Origin of the sequence: Acinetobacter sp. AKBS16 (assembly GCF_002899995.1) — a bacterium.
In the GTDB taxonomy this organism is placed as follows: Bacteria; Pseudomonadota; Gammaproteobacteria; order Pseudomonadales; family Moraxellaceae; genus Acinetobacter; species Acinetobacter baumannii.
This window is the reverse complement of sequence record NZ_POYH01000013.1, coordinates 1-273: the sequence shown is the minus strand read 5'-3', so window position 1 is coordinate 273 and position 273 is coordinate 1. Positions and strand designations below refer to the sequence as shown.

Here is a 273-nt window from a genome sequence, read left to right as displayed (position 1 = left end):
CAGGATCAATCGTAATCACCGGTGCCGGAGCTAGCGTATCAACCACAAAGCCGTCCGTACCATCGAGTACATCGCCTGTACCCAAGTTACCTGCAAGGTCTGTATAGGCACCGTCTGCAACACTGATGCTTGGAGCTGCACCACTGCCGTCAGCTGTAAACGTAGCTGTCCAGACATTCGGGTTGGTTGTACTTTGGACCAGATTGCTCAGCGTACCGCCTACTGGCGTGATGTCATCAATATCAAAGCCACTGACCGCCTCGCTAAACGTAA

1 protein-coding gene is annotated in these 273 nt (G+C 52.7%); it reads right to left on the bottom strand.

The window, feature by feature from the left end; all coding sequences use genetic code 11:
• Positions 1-273: Ig-like domain-containing protein (locus C1642_RS02155; RefSeq protein WP_213064244.1), on the bottom strand; the 273-nt coding region annotated here is incomplete at both ends.